This is a genomic window from Flexivirga lutea, assembly GCF_054778955.1.
This window is the reverse complement of the sequence record NZ_BAAGZB010000002.1, coordinates 351,458-367,565: the sequence shown is the minus strand read 5'-3', so window position 1 is coordinate 367,565 and position 16,108 is coordinate 351,458. Positions and strand designations below refer to the sequence as shown.

Sequence of the window (16,108 nt, the reverse complement as noted above, 5' to 3'; positions counted from 1 at the left end):
CGGTAGCGCAGCGACATACGCCCACGCACTCGCATTGATGCCCCGGTCCCGGGCAGCTGCCCGGGACCGGGGCATCAGATGCGCGCGACTACTTGACGACCGTGACCACCACCGGGTCGGAGACCGCCACGGCACCGTCCGCGTCGGTGTAGCGGGCGGTGATGCGGTGCTCACCGATCGCCGCGTTCTTCGGCAGCCGGTAGTCGGCCTTGCCGGCGCCGTTCGTGGTGCCGGTCGCCATCAGTGCTCCTTTGTCGAAGAACTCCACGGCCACCTTCTTCGCCTTGCCGTGCTCCGGCGTCACCCAGGCGGTCAGTTTGGTGCCGTTGCCCTTGCCGTAGCGCTGCGTGGTGTCCTGGGCGTCGAGGCTGACGGTGGCCGAGCTCACCGGAGGCGCTTCGACGGTCACGTTCACCTGTGCGGACGTGCCGGTCGTGTCTCCGGTGACGGTGAGCGCGGCAGTGCCGGCGGGCACGCCGTCCGGCAGGGTGACGCTCACGCTCGCCGTTCCGGTCTCGTCGTCCTTGGCCGTGCCGACCGTGCTGTCCACCGGGAACGTGCCGAGCTTCGTGTCGCCCAGGCTGACCGTCACCGAACTGTCGTGCACGGTGCCGGTCGACATCGCCAGCGACGACAGGCCGAAGGAGACCGTGTCGCCTGCCCGGTATGCCGCGGGCGCGCCCGCAGGGAAGTGCACGCCGACCGACCGCTGCGAATTGTCAACCGCGAGAGCCGAGTCCGACGCCTTCGCGGCCATGTAGTCGACCATGCCCTGCAGGTCGGTCTGCCCGGTGTCCTTCTTGTGGGCGCCGTTGGCGAGCTCGAAGAAGTTGTCACCGCCGGTCGCCAGGAACGAGTTGACCGTCACCGAGTACGACGCAGCGGCGTCGATCGGAGTGCCGTTCAGCCGCATCTGCCGGATGTGGTCACCGGCTGCGGCCGCCGGGTCGTAGGTGTAGGTGAAGCCCTTGGAGATGCCCAGTCGCAGGAACGGGCGCGACGCGCCGGCCGGCTGCCACTGCTGCTCGAGAACCTTTTTGATCTGCGCTCCGGTGAGCGTCATGTTCACCAGCGTGTTGGCGAACGGCTGGACCGTCGCGGCCTGCTTGTAGGTCAGCACCGTCGGGTAACCGGCGTCGTTGGTGCCGACCATGTCGGCTCGCAGGCCACCGGGGTTCATGAACGCGATTTGCGCCGAACCGGTCGTCGCCGACTCGGTGGCCCACCGCTGCGCCTCGGCGACCAGGTTGCCCAGCGTCGACTCGCCGCCGCGGTTCTCCACCCCGGTGGAGTCCTTGGCACGGTTGAACGGCCCGGCGATGGTGCCGAGCGGCTGTTTGCCCAGCACGTCGGCGTTCGCCACGGCCTGGGAGACGATCTGGCCGACGGTGCCGTCGGCCGCGTAGTTGGGCACCCAGACGGTCTTGGTCGGGTCCTTCGGGTCGGGCACCTGCTTGGTCAGCGCGAGGGTGTCGGACTGCACGCCGGTGACTTGGCCGGCCGCCGACACGGTGAAGTTGAGCTGGTCCAGGTTGTAGCCGTACTGACCGGCCGACACGACCGGGCGCTGGGTGACTGCCCGGCCCGCCCAGCCCGGCACGTTGACCATGCAGTTGTAGGTCAGGTGGGTGTGACCGGAGATCACCGCGTCCACGTTGTCGTCCAGCCCGGTCACCACCTTGCCGAAGTCGTTGCTCGGATCGGTGACCGAGGCGCAGTCGGTGGTGGGTGCGCCCTCGTGCACCAGCATCACGACCAGCTGCGCGCCCTCGTTCTGCTTCAGGTTGTCCGCGGCCGTGTTGACGGCTCCGGCGATGTCGGTGATGTTCAGATCGGCGATGCCGCCGGGGGAGACCAGCTCGGGCAGGTGCTCGGTCACCGCGCCGACGAAGCCGACCTTGACGCCGTTCATCTCCTTGACCCAGCTGGGTGCGAGCGCGTCGGAGCCGTCCTTGAGCTTGACGTTGGCGCCCAGGTACTTCCATTGCGCCCCGCCATACGGGTTGGTGTCCTTGTCGTACGGCGCCATCACCCGGTTGACCAGGTCGTCGTAGCCCTGGTCGAACTCGTGGTTGCCCACCGCGGAGACCTGCAGACCGGCGGCGTTCAGGGCGTCGATCGTCGGCTTGTCGTGGGCGATGAACGACTCGAACGTCGAGGCGCCGATGAGGTCGCCGGCGGCAGCGAACACGGTGTTGGGCTGCTTGGCGCGCAACTCGTGCACCGCACCGGCGAGCACGGCGGCACCGGCTTCCTGACCGTTGGCCTGGATGCGACCGTGGAAGTCGTTGATGCCCAGGATCTGCACCTGGGTGTCACCGGCGGCCGCGTTCGCATGGCTCGGTGCCGCCAGCGTCATACCGGTGGCCATCACCAGGGAGCCGACCACCGCCGTCCCCAGTCGAAATGCTCTCTTTGTCACGCCGCACTCTCCTGCCGATCCGTTGGTCCTGGGCAGCGTCGCGCATAGCACGGATCTCTGCCAGAACTCGGAAGAGTAGTTCAAGGAACGCTGTGCAGACCCGGGAATGCGGCAAGCGGTGTGCTGACACAATGACGCCGTGGGAAACGTGCTGGTCGTCGGTGGCGCCAACGTCGACATCGTCGCCCAGTCGACGGCTGCCTTCACCCCGGGCACCAGCAATCCGGGACGTGCCTACTCCAGCGCGGGCGGCGTCGGCCGCAACATCGCGGCCAACCTCGGCCGGCTGGGCGTCCCCACCACACTCGTCGCCGCCTTCGGCAACGACACCTTCGGGCAGCGCCTGCGGGCGGAGACCGCCGCGGCCCGGGTCGATCTGACGCGCTCGGTCGACCTGGAGATGCCCAGCGGCAGTTACCTGGCGATGCTCGACGTCGACGGTGAGCTCGTCGGGGCGGTCTCCGACATGGCGGCTGCCGAGTCGTTGCGTGCCGAGCACGTGCCCGCGGACGTCATCACCGCCGCGTCATACGTCGTGCTCGATGCGAACCTGTGCGTGGACGTCCTCGAGCACGTATGCCGCACCGCGGCCGCTGCCGGTGTTCCGGTCGTCATGGACCCGGTGTCGGTGCCCAAGGCCGACCGGGTCGCCAAGGCGCTGCGGGCGGGTCCGGTGCACACCCTCACCCCCACCCGCACCGAACTGATCGCGCTCACCGGCGAGGACGATCTCGAGGCAGGTGTCGCGGCGTTGCACGCGCTGGGCGTCGGCCGGGTGTGGGTGCGCGAAGGCGCGAACGGGTCAACGCTTTTCACCCCGACGTCGATCACTCAGGTCGCAGCGGTCGCCGCCGAGGTGCAGAACGTCACCGGAGCCGGCGACTCGATGGCCGCGGCATACGTGCACGCGCTGATCGCCGGCCACGACGAGGTGACCGCGGCCCGGCACGGGGCCGCCGCGGCATACCTGACCATCACCAGTGAGCACACCGTCCGGCCGGATCTGTCGTCCGCTCTCATCGACGGCATCCTCCCCGACGTGTTGACCCGAGATCTGACATCCGCACATCCGAAGGAGCAACGATGACTTGCGCGACCGGCGCTGTCCCGCACCCGCGCCTGCAGTTGACCGACGAGGTCCGCGACGCCATCACCGAAGGACGCCCGGTCCTCGCGCTGGAGAGCACGATCATCAGCCACGGGATGCCCTACCCGGACAACGTGACCATGGCCCGCGAGGTCGAGGCGCTGATCCGTGCGGAGGGTGTCGTGCCCGCGACCATCGCGGTGCTCGGTGGCGTGCCGCGCATCGGCCTCACCGACGGCGACCTCGAAATGCTCGGCGAGGCAGGAGAATCGGTCACCAAGGCCAGTGTGCGCGACCTGGCCTACATGGTGGCCAAGGGCGTTCACGGGGCGACCACGGTGGCGGCGACGATGCGGCTGGCGTCCCTGGCCGGCATCCGGGTCTTCGCCACCGGCGGACTCGGTGGGGTGCACCGCGGCGCCGAGCGGTCGATGGACCTGTCCGCCGACCTGACCGAACTGTCGCGCACCCCCGTCGCTGTCATCTCGGCCGGCGTGAAGTCGATCCTGGACATCGGTCTGACGCTGGAGGCGATGGAGACCTTGTCCATCCCGGTCATCGGCTATCAGACCGACGAATTCCCTTCGTTCTACTCACGATCCAGCGGGTATGCCGTCCCGATGCGTGCGGACAGTCCGCAGGAACTCGCGGCGATCATGGCGACACAGTGGGAGCTCGGCATCACGGCCGGCTTCGACATCGCCAATCCGATCCCGGCCGCGGACGAGATCCCCGCCGAGCAGATCTCCGGCATCATCACGCAGGCACTCGCCGACATGGCCGCGCGCGGCATCACCGGGAAGGACACCACACCGTTCCTGCTGGGCCGCGTCGTCGAGCTGACCGGTGGCGCCTCGCTGACCGCCAACATCGCGCTGGTCAAGAACAACGCGTTGCTCGGCGCCCGGCTGGCGACCGCCTACGCCGACGCGCTACAGGCACGCTGATCGAGTGGCGAGGCAGGGCAGGCACGCTGATCGAGTGGCGAGGCAGGTCAGGCACGCTGATCGAGTAGTGAGGCAGGTCAGGCACGCTGATCGAGTGGCGAGGCAGGTCAGGCACGCTGATCGAGTAGTGAGGTACGAGCGTATCGAGATCGACCGCGCCGGCGCTGGAGGAGACCGACAGCTGCGCTGCGGTGACGGCAGGGGCGTGCCCTGACCACTCAGGCACGGCGTGCACAATGGTCGGGTGATTGCCACTCTGTCCACGAAGCTCGACCAGAACAACGGGCACCCCATCGGGATGGGCGTCACCTTCTTCGGCATCTGCCTGTTCATGATCGCCCTGTTCGCGTTGATCACCTGGGTCGGCAAGCAGCGCGACAAGCGCCGCGGCGGTCCGCCGCAGGCGCCCCAGTTGCCGCTGCTGGTCAAGAAGGACGAGGAGCGTGAGCGGCGTCGTCAAGCCGGTCACTGAGGCCATCGCGGCGCTCGAAGCAGCGCGCACCATACCTGTCGCACCCGGGGCGCCCTGCATTCCCGGGGCGGTCGGTCTGCTCGCCGTCGGCGCCGACGTCCTGACGATCCACGCCACCGGCTTCGCCGTGTTGTATGACGACAGCGGCGCTGCGCTGCCGGAGGCGGCACGGACGCCGATGGCCGTCGACAGCGTCTTCGACGTCGCGTCCCTGACCAAGCTCTTCACCGCGACCGTTGCGATGCAACAGGTGGAGGCCGGTGCCCTCGACCTCGACGCGAGCGTGGCCGGCTACCTGCCCGAGTTCGGGGTCGGTGGCAAGGCCGGCATCACAGTGCGTCAACTGCTGACCCACACCAGCGGCCTGGAGTGGTGGCTGCCGCTCTGGCGCGATGGGCCGACACGTGAGGAGCGCATTCTCGCGGCGCTGACCCACCCGCCGGCGACGCCGCCCGGAGCTCGGTTCGTCTACAGCGACGTGAACCTGATCACTGCAGGTGTCCTCCTCGAACGGCTCGGCGGGGCGCCGCTGGACGTGCTCGTGCGCGATGGCATCACCGCGCCGCTCGGCATGCGGGACACCGGATTCCGCACACAGCTGGAGCACGTGTCGTGGGACCGGTTCGTGGCGACCGAGATCGAGCAGGACGCCGGCCGCGGACTGGTGCGTGGTGCGGTCCACGACGAGAACGCCTGGTCGCTCGGTGGTGTCGCCGGGCACGCCGGCATCTTCTCCACCGCCGCCGACCTGCTGCGGTTCGCGCAGGTCTTCACCGGGGACGACCCGCGGATCCTCAGCGGCGACAGCGTGCTTGCGATGACGACGGATCTCAACACCGGCATGGACGACGACGCTCACGGCATCGGCTTCGAGATCGATCAGCCGCGCTACATGGGCGAGCTCAGCGGGCCCCGGACCATCGGGCACACCGGCTTCACGGGCACCTCGCTGGTGGCCGACCTGTCGACCGGGGCGAGCGCCATACTCCTGACCAACGCGGTGCACCCCCGCCGTCCGCCGACCTCGATCAACACCTTGCGGGCGAGGTGGGCGACCGGTGCTGCGCGCTCACTGGCGTGAGTGGACCTGTCCCCGGCGGATGTCGGTCCCGATGATCAGTGCGGTCCGTGCGCTACACCGGGGTTCTGTGAGCCGGGCAGGCTGGTGGCGAGGTAGTCGAGCGCGTCAGCCGGAGCGGGCGCGGGGCTGAAGTCGAGTCCGTCCCAGGACACGTGATCGCCGAAGTCCCAGACGGCGCTGCCGATGTAGCGCGGATCGTGCACCGCTCCACTGGCGTTGATCGCGGCGACGGCCGCCCTGGAGTAGCTGACCATCGGATAACCGGTCGCGCCGGTGGCGTCGGGCAGGCACTCGCCGACGGCGTCCGGACCCGCGCTGCATGCCGTGAACTCGTGCGCGGACGCCGAGGCCGGGATGCCGAACCCGTAGCGGATGTGCAACCGGTTCGCCCACCGTGTGGTGTTTCCGGCTTCCTGGCGGGCCGCCGAGGTGTAGTCGGCCAGGCCGTTCAGCGTGCCGGCCGGTGCCTTGCTCAGGTCGTACAGCGAGTCCATCAGGTAGCCGTTGCCGTATGTCGTGAGGATGTCGCGCACGTTGGCCGCCGATTCGCTGCCCGGCCGGATCGCCTCGGCGAAGGTGAACACCGAGTAGAACCGGCCGCGCGGATGGGCGGCGTCGACGCAGCCATACGGGTCGTGCGCCGGGTCGCCGGCGTGCTGACCGGCGAAGTTCTTCGCCAGTTGCAGGTAGAAGTAGTACTGGCCGTTCTTCGTGGTCACGTCGAACGGCTCGAGGTCGAACTGTATGCCGGCCACGTGCGGGTCGGCGCACACCTGGGCCGCGACCTTGTCCGCGAACCCGGCGGCGAGGCTCGGGCTCAGCTCGTTGAAGCCCTGCAGGTAGCCGCGGGCGTCGGTGCGGCCGTCGATGATCGGCGAGATGGTGAACGCATCGGGGTCGGCGGCGGCGAACGCGTCGTAGTAGGCCGCGGTCCTGGCGGGGCCACCCCCGCCCGCGGTGTAGGTGGAGTAGAGGTCGCCGGCGGTGCAGCGGCGCCCGTCGTTGTCGGGGCAGTACATCTCCATGTCGGCGCCGTAGCTGTAGACCTGATGGAGTGCATGGCCGGCTCCGGCTCGCGCGTTGTACGACCTGATCGCGTCGATCCAGGTGCCCGGCTGTGCCGTGTCGTAGACCCACGCCGAGTTGGCCTTCGGTGGGAAGGGTTTGCTGTGCTCGGCACTGGCCGCCGCGGGGGTGCTCAGGCTCATCCCCGCGGCGAGCGCTGCCACGGCACTCAAGGCGAGCGCTCGGCTCGGGCGGATCGGCCGATGTGGACTCGCCATGTGGACTCTCCCGTTGTCGATCGTCGGAGCCAGGCTTAGCAGAGCCGATGGCGCGCCACAAGGCCTCGCGTGGTCAGGCCGTTGAGCGCACCCGCCGCAGCACGGCCTCGGCGACGTCGTCGGCGTTGACTTCGGGGAGCCAGTGGCCGGCGCCCTCGAGTTCGACGAATTCGTAAGGCGCCGAGACGTATTCGGCCGATTTCTCGGCTGCCTCACGACCCAGGGCGAAGTCCCGGGAGCCCCACACGTAGCTCATCGGGACGGTGATTTTGCCGGTGCGGGTGGACGGGTCAGGTTCCTTGCCCGACGGCAACGCCGCCCGGATCTGTCCGGCCAGCATCGAGCGGTACCAGCCCAGCGGTCCGGTCAGCGACCGTGGCGTGGAGAAGCGGTCGGCATACTTCTGGGCGTCCTCGGGCGACATGCCGGTCTTGACGTACATCTGGGGGAGTTGGCGCAGCACGCTGCGCTCGGCGATCCAGGGCAGTTGGAAGAACGCCATGTAGCTGCTCTTGCGCCACTGCGTGCTGTGTCGCATCGCCCACATCAGCGCCTCCGGGTGCGGTGTGGACAGTGTGGTCGCCGACATGAGCCGGTCGGAGTGTGCTTCGGCGAGCCGCCAGACGACCGCCCCACCCCAGTCGTGGCCGACGACGTGGGCGGTGTCGGCGCCGGCGGCGTCGAGCAGGGCGATGACGTCCTTGGCCAGCTCCGAGAGCGGGTATGCCGTGCGGGCGCGGGGCGCGGCGCCGGGGGAGTAGCCGCGCTGGTCGGGCGCGAGCACCCGATACCCGGCCGCCACCAGCCGGGGCGTGAGCTTGTCCCACGCGTGGCGGTCCTGCGGGAACCCGTGCAGCAGCACGATGACCGGTGCGTCCTGGGAACCGGAGTCGGAGACGTCGAAGACCAGGTCGCCGCGGGTGTAGGTGTCCATGAATCGACGGTAGTCCAGGCGCCGATCGCCGCCCTATGCCGCTCGTGGCGCACTTCACGTCCGGCCGCTGAGACGTCGGTTGATGACACCGCGGTGTTGCATCTATGTTGGATACAACATGAGTGCAAGTGACAAGGCGTATGAGTTCGTCAAGACCGGCATCCTTGCCGGCGACCTGGCCCCGAGCACCTTCCTGACCGAAGGGCAGCTTGCCGAGGAGATCGGGATCTCCCGCACCCCGGTCCGTGAGGCACTCCTGCGACTGCAGGCGGAGGGCATGGTCGAGCTGTTCCCGAAGAAGGGTGCGCTGGTCGTTCCGGCGACGCCCCAGGAGGCACGTGAGACGTTCGAGGCGCGTTCGCTCATCGAGGAGTGGGCCGCCGGTCGGGTGTGGCCGCGACGGGCCGAGACGATCCCCACGCTGCAGGAGAAGCTCGAGGAGATGGTGGCGGCCATGAGGGCCGACGACATCGGCACGTTCAGCGCCGCCGACCGCGCGTTCCACGAGGTGGTCGTCGAGGCCGCCGGGAACTCCGTGATCGCCAGGCAGTACCGGCATCTGCGTGACCGGCAGATCGTCATCGTCGCCGGCAGCATGCGCGCCGACCGGTCGCGTATGGCGAACTCGGTCAAGCAGCACCGCGAGCTGCTCCAGCTGCTGGAGACCGGCTCCCGGGCGTCGTTCGTCCGCGCGTGCCGTGACCACGTGGCCGAAGCCACCAGCCTGGTGACAGCGCGATGACACCGCCCACCACAGAAGAACACCAGCTGCCCGGCGTGGTCGAATCGCCTTCCGCCGATTGGCCGCTCGGCGGTCGGCGCGCCATGGCCGTCTTCCTGTCCGCCCTGTCGGTCTACATCCTGGCGATCTTCCACCGCACTTCCCTGGGCGTCGCCGGGGTCATCGCCGCCGAACGCTTCCACATCAGCTCCGCCCAGCTGGCGACGTTCGTCATGGTCCAGCTGTTCGTGTATGCCGCCATGCAGGTGCCGGTGGGCGCCCTGCTGGACCGCTTCGGTTCGAAGGTGCTGCTGTTCGCCGGCGTGACCACCATGACGATCGCCCAGTTCGGCTTCGCCTTCGCCGACACGTTCGCATGGGGTGTGCTGGCACGGGTTTTCGTCGGGATGGGCGATGCGATGGTCTTCGTGTCGCTGCTCCGTGTGGTGGCGCTGTGGTTCCCGCCGGCGCGTGCGCCGATGATGAGCCAGTTGTGCGGCGTGTTCGGTCAGTTCGGGGCCATCGCGGCGGCCGGACCGCTGTCCGTGGCACTGCACAACCTCGGCTGGACGAAGTCCTACCTGCTGGCGTCATCGGTCGGCATCGTCATGGGCGCCATCCTGCTGGTGGTCGTGCGCGACTCGCCATACCGCACCAAGGAGCGCACCGAGATCAAGTTGCGCGCGGTCGCCCGGGCCGTCTCCAGCGCCTGGCGTGAGCCGGGCACCCAACTCGGGCTGTGGTGCCACTTCACCTCGCAGTTCAGTGCGACGGTCTTCAGCCTCATGTGGGGCTTCCCGTTCCTGACCAAGGCGGAGGGGCTGTCGGCCGGAACGGCCAGCCTGCTGCTGGAGATCATGGTGGTCGCGACGGTGACCGCGAGCCCGCTCTTCGGGGCGTTCACCGCGCGCTATCCCTACAACCGGTCGACGCTGGTGCTCGGCACGGTCGCCGCGATCATCGCGATGTGGACCGTGGTGCTGTTGTGGCCGGGGCGTGCGCCATTGCCGGTGCTCATCCTGCTGGTGGTCGTCACCGCGATCGGTGGACCGGGCTCGATGATCGGCTTCGACCTGGCACGCACCTTCAACCCCACCCACCGGATCGGCTCGGCCTCCGGCATCGTGAACGTCGGCGGGTTCTCCGCGACCCTGCTGTCGGTGTTCGTCATCGGCGTCATCCTCGACCGGATGGCCCCCGGCGGTGCCGAGCACTACGACCTGGCCGCGTTCCGGGCGGCGATGTCGGTGCAATACCTCGTGTGGGCGTTCGGCATCGTGCAGATCCTGCGGCTGCGCCGCAGGACCCGCCGGCTGGTGCACTCCTCCGACGACTACGAGCACCTGAAGGTGGGCGTCAGCGTCCGCACCGGCCGCTGAAACCGCCCGCTGCGCGGAGCGCGCGGCTACGCTCCCGTGCATGACCGTGACGGTGGGGGCGCCGGGGACATCCCGGATGCAGCGGGCGCTGCGCACGGACCGATGGGGAATCGCGCGCGCGGTCCTCCTGATCGGTATTGCGGCGATGGCGCTCGCCACCTGGATCAGCGGGGGGCAGCACGTCTCGTTCCGCGACCTGCGCGGCGACATCGCCTCCGGGCGGACACATCGGGTGGAGGTGTATGGCGGCCTGCCGCCCGACGCACACGGCGAGGCCACCATGGCCTTCCGCTGGAACGCCGGCGGTCACTCCCGCCTCGCCGGGGTGACGGCGGTGAACGGCGACGGCGGCGGGATGTCCGCCGGCTCGGAAACAGTGGTGCGCGGTGACGTCAGCGAACAACTGATCGCGCTGTCGCCTCGACGCGACCTGCAAGTGGCCCGGGCCACGACGGACCTCACCGTCGGGACCCAGATCGCCGGCTGGCAGACCCCGGACTGGATCGCGCCGGCCGCCATACTCCTGTGGCTGGCCGCACTGGTGGTGCTGGTCAACGGACCGCAGCCGCGCTTCGGCACCCGCTGGGCGTGGTTCTGGATGATCGCCACGCCGGTCAGCGTCGTCGGGCTGCCGGCCTTCCTGCTCGTCAGCGGACCGTGGCGGCCGGACAGCGCCGCCGGCGCGCCCGGGCAACGATGGCGACTCACCGGTGGCAAGGCGTTCCTGCTCAGCTTCGTCATCTGCTCGGTGCTCGGCCTCGCCTGGTCGACGCCGTAACCGTCTTCGGCGCGGCGGGGGCCATCGGCCGCCGCCGCGCCGACCGGCTCAGTGCTGGTTCGGGGCGACCCAGCGAGCGGTGTCGACGTTCTGGTCCTTCGCGCGCTGCAGCGCGTCGGCGATGATCTGCTCGGCGTCCGCACGCCCGGCCCAGTGGGAGCCCTCCTCCACGCTCTTGCCCGGCTCGAGCACCTTGTAGGTCTCGAAGAAGTGCTTGATCTCGTCGAGCAGGAAGCTGTTGACGTCGCTGACGTCCTGGATGTGGTCCCAGCGCGGGTCGCCCGCGATGACCGACAGGATCTTGTCGTCGCCGCCGGCCTCGTCCACCATCTTGAAGACACCGACCGGACGGGCCTCGACGACCGCACCCGGCACGACGGACTCGGTGATCAGCAGCATCGCGTCCAGCGGGTCGCCGTCCTCGCCGAGGGTGTGCTCGATGTAGCCGTAGTCCGTCGGGTACTGCATCGAGGTGAACAACCGGCGGTCCAGGCGCAGGCGGCCCGTCTCGTGGTCGATCTCGTACTTGTTGCGGCTGCCCTGCGGCACCTCGATGGTGACGTCGAACTCCATTGCCTGTTGTCCCTTCGCCGGGGGTCTTCGATGTGTGTCAGCTGTGGCCGGCACGTGCGACGACCCGCGGTCGCCGTGTGCTTGACTGACGACTAGTTTGGCGCACCGACGGGCGTGCCGTGGTTCGAGGGGTACGAATGGGCAAACGGGTTGCGGCCGCCGCAGCCGCCGTCGTCGTGCTGGCGGTCGGCTACGAGGCGCTCGACGTGTATGACGTCCTGCCCGGCCCGCTCACTCGCGCGGCCGCGGCTCGGCCGGCGGTCCCTGCACCGGGCAAGACCAGCGTCGGACCGTCGGTTCCGGCGCCGACTCCGGCCACCGTGTCGCCGATCGCCGCTGCCGACGGTCCGCAGCAGGACCCGGCCAAGGTCAAGGCGCAGGTCGCCGCCGCGCTGGGCAAGCCGGACCTGGCCAAGAAGCTCGGCGTGGTCGTCGCCGACGGCAAGACCGGCCAGGTCCTGCTGCAGCAGCACGAAAACGCAGCAATGACACCGGCATCCACCACCAAGTTGTTGTCCGCATGGGCGATCGCCAACACGCTGGACCTGAACAAGCCGCTCACCACCAAGGTCGTCAACGGCTCCACCCACCATCGGATCGTCCTCGTCGCCGGTGGAGACACGGCACTCAACCCCGGCACAGGGGACCCCGAGCACGTCAACGGTCACGCCGGTCTCGCCGACCTGGCCGCGCAGGTCGCCGCCTCGCTGAGGAAGGCAGGCACCACCTCGGTGACAGTCGGTGTCGACACGTCATACGCACCGGGGCCGTTGACCGCAAAGCACTGGGACCCGGACGTCGTCGCCGCCGGCTACACCGCCCGCATCGCCCAGCTGGGCCTGTCGACCGAGCGTGCCACCGACCCCGCGCGGCCGACGCCCGCGGACCCGGTCGCCTCCACCCAGCAGGCGTTCGTCAAGGCGCTCGCCGAACAGGGCATCACCGCCAAGGCCGGGGGAACGGTGACCGCGGCCGGCGATGCGAAGGTACTGGGCGCGGTCCAGTCGTCGCCGCTGCTGGACGTGCTGGGCAACGCCCTGCAAGCCAGCGACAACGCGATGATCGAATCGCTGGCGCGCCAGGCCGCCTTCCACGACGGGGTGGGCGGATCGACCGCCGACGTCACAGGCTGGGTCGAGAAGACGCTGAAGGACGCCGGATTCGACCTGCGCGGAGTCGAACTCGCCGACGTGTGCGGTCTGTCCGACGGCACCACGATCCCGCCCCGTGTGCTCGCCGACGTGTTGCTATCCGGCACCACCGGCAAGAACAAGCCCTTCGCCGAAGTGCTGACCCGGCTCAGCGTCGGCGGCTACAACGGCACACTGGACAACCGGTTCCTGCAACCGTCCAACGACTCGGCCGCGGGCGACGTACGCGCCAAGACCGGCTCGCTCACCCACGTCGCGTCGCTGGCCGGCACCGTGATCACCGCCGACGACCGGGTGCTCGTCTTCGCGATCATCAGTAACGCCGCGAAGTCGTGGGGTCCCTACGGCACCCGCGCCGCCATCGACGACTTCGTCGCCGCACTGCAGAAGTGCGGCTGCTCGAAGTAGCAACGGTCGCTGGAACGGCCGCGATGCAGGCGGGATCGTGTGCCGAAGTGGCAACGGTCGCCGGCAGCGGATGCTGCGCGGCGCGCCCGAGGCGCCGCGGCCTGACATACCCTCGATCCATGTCTGAGGCGTATGTCGACTGGGACCTGGCCAAGCGCACCGGGCGACGCTGGGTGTCCGACGGACCGCAGACCACACCCGACGAGGCGGCCGCGGTGGTGGCCGAACTCCGCGACGCCGCACACCGCGCACTCCAACCGGTGGCCGACACCGCCCGGCTGGATTGCCTCGCCAGCGCGGAGTCACCGGTCTTCGTGGTCGACCGCGCGGCCTGGATCGACGTCAACATCGACTCGATGGCTGCGCTGCTCAGCCCCGTGGTGGAGGCGCTGACCGCCAAACGCAAGGCCGGCCCGCGCGCTCGCGCGGTCGGCGCCAAGGTCACCGGCACCGAGACCGGCGCGCTGATGGGCTTCGTCGCCAGCAAGGTGCTCGGCCAGTTCGACCTGGCACCGGAGGGCCGGCCCAGCCTGCTGCTGGTGGCGCCGAACATCGTTGCGGCCGAACGCGAACTCCACGTCCGCCCCGCCGACTTCCGGCTCTGGGTGTGCCTGCACGAGGAGACGCATCGCGTGCAGTTCACCGCGGTGCCGTGGCTGCGGGAGCACCTCATCGACCGCATCCGCACCCTCGCCGTCGACTTGGTGCCCACCCCCGAATTGCTCCAGCAGCGGTTGCAGGCAGCGGCCAAGGCGCTGCCGGGGCTGTTGCGGGAAGGCAGCGGTGGCCTCACCGACCTGGTCGGCACCCCGGAACAACGTGCGGAACTCGCCGACGTCACGGCGATCATGTCGCTGCTCGAGGGCCACGCCGATGTCGTGATGGACGACGTCGGTCCGCAGATCGTGCCGACCGTCTCGGACATCCGCCGCACGTTCGACGCCCGCCGCAAGGGCTCCGTCGGCCCGGACCGCATCATCCGCCGCCTGCTGGGACTGGAGGCCAAGATGCGCCAGTACCGCGACGGCGCCGCCTTCTGCCGCGCGGTTCAGGCGCAGGTCGGGGTCGACGGTTTCAATGCCGTCTGGGCCGGCCCGGAGAACCTTCCCACCGCCGACGAGATCTACGCTCCGGCGGCCTGGGTCGCCCGCGTCCACGGCTGAATGAACACCCTGCGAAGCTCCAGGGCATCGGTATGACGGGACCCCACCCCGCGGTGGCGGCGTGCCGGCGGCAGGTCCGAGCGGCGCTGTCCGAGGCCGGTATGGGCGCGGGCCGCACTGTGCTCATTGCGGTTTCGGGTGGCGCCGACTCGCTGGCGCTCGCGGCAGCGGTGACGTTCGAAGCACCGAAGCTGCGGATCACCACCGTCGCGATCGTCGTCGACCACCAACTGCAGGCCGGGTCCGGTGAGGTGGCGCTGCGCGCCACGGAGCAGTGTCGCGATCTGGGCGTGGATCATGCGCAGGTGCGCACCGTCGAGGTGGCTGCCACCGGGGACGGCCCGGAGGCTGCAGCCCGCTGGGAGCGCTACGCCGCGCTCGCGGACGCCGCTGCGTCATACGGCGCGAGTGCGGTGCTGCTCGGCCACACCCGCGACGACCAGGCCGAGACCGTGCTGCTGGCGCTGGCCCGCGGGTCGGGACCGCGGGCGGTGACGGGTATGGCGCCGGTGGCCCTCGGTCTCGAGACGCAGTCTCGTTCCTCGGCTGCTGCTCGACCAGCGGGGGACGGCACTCGACCAGTGGGGGATCTGGTCTGGCTGCGGCCGCTGCTGGACGTGACCCGCGCGCAGACGCACGCGGCCTGCGCGGCGCTGCGTCTCGAGCCGTGGCACGACCCGCACAACGGCGATCCGCGCTATCTGCGGGTGCGGGTGCGCCGGGCGCTGACCGACCTGGAGGACGACATCGGCCCGGGCGTCGTCGCCGGTCTGGCGCGCACCGCTGGCCTGATCCGGGAGGACCTGACCTTCCTGGACGACTGGGCCGCGCAACGGGCCGACGAGTTGGGCGCGACCTCGTGGCCGGTCGACGCATTGAGCGCGTTGCCCACCCCGCTGCGCACGCGGGTATGGCGCGAGCTGCTGCGCCGGGCGGGCGCCCCGTCGGCCTCGGTCGGCAAGGTGCACATCGACGCCGTGGACGCGCTGGTGACCCGCTGGCACGGCCAGCAACCGATCCACGTCCCGGGCGGTCTGCAGGTGCGCCGGGACGCCGGGCTGATCGAGGTCGAGGCGCGTCGGGTTCAATAGGGCCCATGGATGCCAGCCACATGGGCAAAGACCTCGAGCACGTCCTCTACACCGAGGAACAGATCCACGCGCGGCTCGAGGAACTCGCGGCCGACATCTGGCGTGACTACCACGACAAGGACGTGCTGCTCGTCGGCGTCCTCAAGGGCGCCATCCTGGTGATGGCCGACCTGATGCGCGCCCTGCCGGGATCGGCCCCGATGGACTGGATGGCGGTGTCGTCATACGGCTCGGGCACCAAGTCCAGCGGCGTCGTGCGCATCCTGAAGGACCTCGACACCGACATCTCCGGCCGGCACGTGCTGATCGTCGAGGACATCATCGACTCCGGGCTGACCCTCAACTGGATCCGCGCCAACCTCACCTCCCGCGAGCCCGCCTCGCTGGAGATCTGCACGCTGCTGCGCAAGCCGGAGGCGGCCAAGGTGGAGATCGACTGCAAATACGTCGGCTTCGACATACCCAACGAGTTCGTGGTCGGCTACGGCCTGGACTACGACGAGCGCTACCGCAACCTGCGCGACATCGGCACGCTCGCCCCGCACGTCTACTCCTAGTGCCGACCCGCGAGCAGGTCGCATCTACATCTGTGGCGGCTGCTACGGAACATCACCCGTC

15 protein-coding genes are annotated in these 16,108 nt (G+C 69.6%); 11 read left to right on the top strand and 4 right to left on the bottom strand.

All coding sequences use genetic code 11. The features are described from left to right. Nucleotides 1–88: 88 nt before the first annotated feature. A complete protein-coding gene (locus ACYVBN_RS08165; RefSeq protein ID WP_460600073.1) occupies nt 89–2,422 on the bottom strand; it encodes a bifunctional metallophosphatase/5'-nucleotidase in 2,334 nt (777 codons plus the stop codon). Nucleotides 2,423–2,561: 139 nt separating this feature from the next. On the opposite strand from ACYVBN_RS08165, the gene ACYVBN_RS08160 reads away from it, so the two are divergent. The 4 genes from ACYVBN_RS08160 (at nt 2,562) to ACYVBN_RS08145 (ending at nt 6,009) form a co-directional block, all read left to right on the top strand. After that, complete coding sequence (locus ACYVBN_RS08160) at nt 2,562–3,509, top strand: carbohydrate kinase family protein (RefSeq protein WP_460600072.1); 948 nt, start codon at nt 2,562–2,564, stop codon at nt 3,507–3,509. Beyond that, a complete protein-coding gene (locus ACYVBN_RS08155) occupies nt 3,506–4,456 on the top strand; it encodes a pseudouridine-5'-phosphate glycosidase (protein ID WP_460600071.1) in 951 nt (316 codons plus the stop codon). The genes ACYVBN_RS08160 and ACYVBN_RS08155 overlap by 4 nt, the downstream gene beginning before the upstream one ends. A gap of 244 nt (nt 4,457–4,700) precedes the next feature. Next, the gene (locus ACYVBN_RS08150) at nt 4,701–4,928 is read left to right on the top strand and encodes a hypothetical protein (RefSeq protein WP_460600070.1); all 228 of its coding nucleotides are present in this window, start codon (nt 4,701–4,703) and stop codon (nt 4,926–4,928) included. Then, nucleotides 4,900–6,009, top strand: a complete 1,110-nt coding sequence (locus ACYVBN_RS08145) for a serine hydrolase domain-containing protein (RefSeq protein ID WP_440283277.1) — start codon at nt 4,900–4,902, stop codon at nt 6,007–6,009. Before ACYVBN_RS08150 ends, ACYVBN_RS08145 begins: the two co-directional genes overlap by 29 nt. Before the next feature lie 35 nt (nt 6,010–6,044). Here the strand turns inward: ACYVBN_RS08145 and ACYVBN_RS08140 are convergent, their stop codons facing one another. Continuing rightward, nucleotides 6,045–7,292 (bottom strand): hypothetical protein, encoded by a 1,248-nt coding sequence (locus tag ACYVBN_RS08140; protein ID WP_460600069.1) that lies wholly within the window; start codon nt 7,290–7,292, stop codon nt 6,045–6,047. 73 nt (nt 7,293–7,365) lie between these two features. Next, nucleotides 7,366–8,226 (bottom strand): alpha/beta fold hydrolase, encoded by an 861-nt coding sequence (locus ACYVBN_RS08135; protein ID WP_460600068.1) that lies wholly within the window; start codon nt 8,224–8,226, stop codon nt 7,366–7,368. A 118-nt stretch (nt 8,227–8,344) separates the two neighbouring features. Between ACYVBN_RS08135 and ACYVBN_RS08130 the strand changes: the two genes are divergently transcribed. Genes ACYVBN_RS08130 through ACYVBN_RS08120 form a run of 3 tightly spaced genes read left to right on the top strand, consistent with a single transcriptional unit; the run spans nt 8,345 to nt 11,104 of the window. Next, nucleotides 8,345–8,968 (top strand): GntR family transcriptional regulator, encoded by a 624-nt coding sequence (locus tag ACYVBN_RS08130; protein WP_440283280.1) that lies wholly within the window; start codon nt 8,345–8,347, stop codon nt 8,966–8,968. Then, nucleotides 8,965–10,326 (top strand): MFS transporter, encoded by a 1,362-nt coding sequence (locus tag ACYVBN_RS08125; protein WP_460600067.1) that lies wholly within the window; start codon nt 8,965–8,967, stop codon nt 10,324–10,326. Before ACYVBN_RS08130 ends, ACYVBN_RS08125 begins: the two co-directional genes overlap by 4 nt. Before the next feature lie 40 nt (nt 10,327–10,366). Further along, entirely contained in the window at nt 10,367–11,104 is a 738-nt protein-coding gene (locus ACYVBN_RS08120) for a hypothetical protein (protein ID WP_460600066.1), read from the top strand. A 48-nt stretch (nt 11,105–11,152) separates the two neighbouring features. Here the strand turns inward: ACYVBN_RS08120 and ACYVBN_RS08115 are convergent, their stop codons facing one another. Next, nucleotides 11,153–11,677, bottom strand: a complete 525-nt coding sequence (locus tag ACYVBN_RS08115) for an inorganic diphosphatase (RefSeq protein ID WP_460600065.1) — start codon at nt 11,675–11,677, stop codon at nt 11,153–11,155. Between the two features lie 137 nt (nt 11,678–11,814). On the opposite strand from ACYVBN_RS08115, the gene dacB reads away from it, so the two are divergent. The 4 genes from dacB to hpt all read left to right on the top strand — a co-directional run bounded on the left by dacB (nt 11,815) and on the right by hpt (nt 16,047). After that, complete coding sequence (gene dacB / locus ACYVBN_RS08110; RefSeq protein WP_460600064.1) at nt 11,815–13,236, top strand: D-alanyl-D-alanine carboxypeptidase/D-alanyl-D-alanine-endopeptidase; 1,422 nt, start codon at nt 11,815–11,817, stop codon at nt 13,234–13,236. A 119-nt stretch (nt 13,237–13,355) separates the two neighbouring features. Beyond that, entirely contained in the window at nt 13,356–14,399 is a 1,044-nt protein-coding gene (locus ACYVBN_RS08105; RefSeq protein ID WP_460600063.1) for a zinc-dependent metalloprotease, read from the top strand. 32 nt (nt 14,400–14,431) lie between these two features. Next, the gene (gene tilS, locus ACYVBN_RS08100; RefSeq protein ID WP_460600062.1) at nt 14,432–15,490 is read left to right on the top strand and encodes a tRNA lysidine(34) synthetase; all 1,059 of its coding nucleotides are present in this window, start codon (nt 14,432–14,434) and stop codon (nt 15,488–15,490) included. Nucleotides 15,491–15,495: 5 nt separating this feature from the next. Continuing rightward, nucleotides 15,496–16,047 (top strand): hypoxanthine phosphoribosyltransferase, encoded by a 552-nt coding sequence (gene hpt, locus ACYVBN_RS08095; protein WP_440283287.1) that lies wholly within the window; start codon nt 15,496–15,498, stop codon nt 16,045–16,047. Nucleotides 16,048–16,108 lie beyond the last annotated feature (61 nt).